This window comes from Polaromonas sp. (assembly GCF_031411155.1).
GTDB lineage: Bacteria > Pseudomonadota > Gammaproteobacteria > Burkholderiales > Burkholderiaceae_C > Polaromonas.
The window spans coordinates 1-3,243 of the sequence record NZ_JANOAL010000120.1; the positions used below are offsets into that span (position 1 = coordinate 1).

A 3,243-nucleotide genomic window follows, 5' to 3' on the forward strand; every position below is an offset into this window, starting at 1 on the left:
GGCGACCTCGACCCGTTCATCGAAGCGTCGCTCAAGCAGGGCGTGTAATGGCCGAACAATTTTTCGCCGGGCCGCCCCAGGAAAAATTAGCCCCTTCGGAGGACAGCGTGAGGGCACCCGAGCGCAGCGAAGGGCCGCCCCGAGCAAGCTCAGCCCCCTCGGGGGGCAGCGAACCACACGCAGTGGGGAGCGTGGGGGCCCTTATCTTCGATATGGATGGCACCATGATCGACTCCATGCCCTGGCACGCCCGGGCCTGGACCGAATTTGCCCGCCGCCATGCGATTGACATGGACCTGGCCGACCTGATGCGCCGCACCACCGGCCGCACCGGCGCCGAGTGCATGAACGAGCTGTTTCAGCGCGACATCGACAGCGCCGAAGCCTGGGCGCTGATCACCGAAAAAGAAAGCATTTACCGCGAGCTGTTCACGCCGGTGTTTGCCGAAGTGGCGGGCTTCAAGGCCTTTGCCAGGCTGGCGGCGGCGCAGGGGCTGAAAGTCGGCGTGGGAACGGCGGGCGACAGGCACAACATCGCGTTTGTCATGGCACGTCTTGGCATGCAGCCCGCGCCGCTGGCGGTAGTGGGCGGCGACGAAGGCCTGCCCGGCAAGCCCGAGCCCGCCATCTTTCTGGAAGCGGCCCGGCGCATGGGCATTCCAGCCGCGGCCTGCATTGTGTTTGAAGACGCACCCTTCGGCATCGAGGCGGCGCGCCGCGCCGGCATGCGCGCGGTGGCGCTGTGCACCAGCCACAGCCCCGAAGAACTCTCTGGCCCGCACGTGATTGCCCAGGTGCGCGACTACCACGAACTCATGAACAACAACTTTCTGGGGAAGCTTTATGCTGCCAATGCGTGACGAACAGGGACAGTCTGCCGCCATCCACCGCGCCGACTACATTGCCCCGGCCTACTGGATAGACACGGTCGACCTGTGCTTTGACCTGGACCCGGCCAAAACCCGGGTGCTGAACAAAATGACGCTGCGCCGCAATGCCGACGTGCCGGCGCAGGCGCTCAAGCTGGACGGCGAAGAGCTGAACCTGGCACGCGTGCTGGTGAACGGGCAAGGCACTTCCTTCAAGATGGAAGGCAAGCAGCTGGTGCTGGAAAACCTGCCCGAAGGCACGGCGCCTTTCGAGCTGGAAATCTTTACCACCACCTGCCCGGCCAAAAACACCAAGCTGATGGGCCTTTACGTCAGCAACGACTCGTTTTTTACCCAATGCGAGGCCGAGGGTTTCAGGCGCATCACCTACTTCCTGGACCGCCCCGACGTGATGGCCAGCTACAGCGTCACGCTGCGCGCCAACAAGGCCCAGTACCCGGTGCTGCTGTCCAACGGCAACCTGGTGGCCCAGGGTGATCTGGACGATGGCCGCCACTACGCCAGGTGGGTGGATCCGCACAAAAAGCCCGCTTATCTGTTTGCGCTGGTGGCCGGCCAACTGGTCTGCCGCGAGCAGCGCATTACCTCGCGCGCCGGCAAGGAGCACACGCTGCAGGTCTACGTGCGCCCCGGCGACCTTGACAAGACCGAGCACGCGATGAACTCGCTGATGCACTCGGTCGCCTGGGACGAAGCCCGCTTTGGCCTGCCGCTGGATCTGGAGCGCTTCATGATTGTGGCCACCAGCGACTTCAACATGGGCGCCATGGAAAACAAGGGCCTGAACATCTTCAACACCAAGTACGTGCTGGCGAATCAGGCCACGGCCACCGACACCGACTTTTCCAACATTGAAAGCGTGGTCGGCCACGAGTATTTTCACAACTGGACCGGCAACCGCGTCACCTGCCGCGACTGGTTCCAGCTCTCGCTCAAGGAAGGCCTGACGGTCTTTCGCGATCAGGAGTTTTCGCAGGACCTGGCGGGCGCGGCCTCGGCCCGCGCCGTCAAGCGCATCGAAGACGTGCGCGTGCTGCGCACCGCCCAGTTCCCCGAAGACGCCGGCCCGATGGCGCACCCGGTGCGGCCCGACAGCTACATCGAGATCAGCAACTTCTACACCGTCACCATTTACGAAAAAGGCGCCGAAGTGGTGCGCATGATGCAGACGCTGGTCGGCCGTGCCGGCTTCGCCAGGGGCATGACGCTCTACTTTGAGCGCCACGACGGCCAGGCCGTGACCTGCGACGACTTTGCGCAGGCGATTGCCGATGCCAACCCGATGTCGGACCTGGCGCGCCTGCTGCCCCAGTTCAAGCGCTGGTACAGCCAGGCCGGCACGCCGCGCGTGCGCGCGCAGGGCGTGTACGACGCCGCGGCCAAAACCTGGACGCTGACCCTGAGCCAAAGCTGCGCGCCGACCCCGGGCCAGCCGGCCAAGGAGCCGTTTGTGATTCCGGTCGGGCTCGGTTTGCTGAACGCAGAAGGCGCCGACCTGCCGCTACAGCTGCCCGGAGAAGCCGGCCCGCGCGCGACCTCGCGCACGCTGGTGCTGACGCAGGCCAGCGAGAGCTTCACCTTTGAGGGCCTGGACGCCGAACCGGTGCCGTCCATCCTGCGCGGCTTCAGCGCGCCGGTGGTGCTGGAGTTTGACTACAGCGATGCGCAGCTGCTGCACCTGCTGGCGCACGACAGCGACCCCTTCAACCGCTGGGAAGCCGGCCAGCGCCTGGCCGTGAACCGCGCCCTTGTTGCTATTAAATCAATAGCTGATGGTGCAGACACTGCAAGGGCTGGCGTGCTCGACGATGCCTTTATCGGGGCCATGCGGCAGGTTTTGCAGTCGCCCGCGCTGGATTCGGCCTTCAAGGAACTGGTGCTGACGCTGCCTTCTGAAACCTACCTGGCCGAGCAGCTGGAGGTGGTCGACCCGCAGCGCATTCACACCGTGCGCGAAGCCATGCGCCAGCAACTGGCCAGCGCCCTGCAAGCCGACTGGGAGGCGGTGTATGCGGCCAACCAGGACAGTGGCGCCTACACGCCCGATGCCGTGTCGTCGGGTCGCCGCGCGCTGGCCGGCATGGCGCTGACGCAGCTGTGCCTGGCAGCCCAGGCCAGCCCTTCGACGGGTTCAGGACGATCGGATGAATGGCCCGGCAAGACGCTGCAGCGCTTCAAGGACGCCGGCAACATGACCGACCGCTTCAACGCGCTGTCGGCGCTGGTGTCCAGCGGCCACCCGCTGGCGGCGCAGGCCTTGCCGCGTTTTCATGCGCTGTTCAAGGACGAGGCGCTGGTCATCGACAAATGGTTCAGCCTGCAGGTCAGCGCGCCTGACCGCGGCGGCAACATC

At 65.3% G+C, this 3,243-nt stretch carries 2 protein-coding genes; both read left to right on the forward strand.

The window, feature by feature from the left end; all coding sequences use genetic code 11:
• The first annotated feature begins 212 nt into the window (after window positions 1-212).
• Complete coding sequence (locus RMO23_RS08395) at window positions 213-860, forward strand: HAD family hydrolase (protein ID WP_405041582.1); 648 nt, start codon at window positions 213-215, stop codon at window positions 858-860.
• The coding region (gene pepN, locus RMO23_RS08400; protein ID WP_309680426.1) for an aminopeptidase N at window positions 844-3,243 on the forward strand (2,400 nt) is incomplete at its 3' end. The genes RMO23_RS08395 and pepN, both read left to right, overlap by 17 nt.

Excerpts from the sequence above, each read along its gene's own strand:
- RMO23_RS08395 (WP_405041582.1), top strand. The coding sequence starts at position 213 with ATGGATGGCACCATGATCGACTCCATGCCCTGGCACGCCCGGGCCTGG.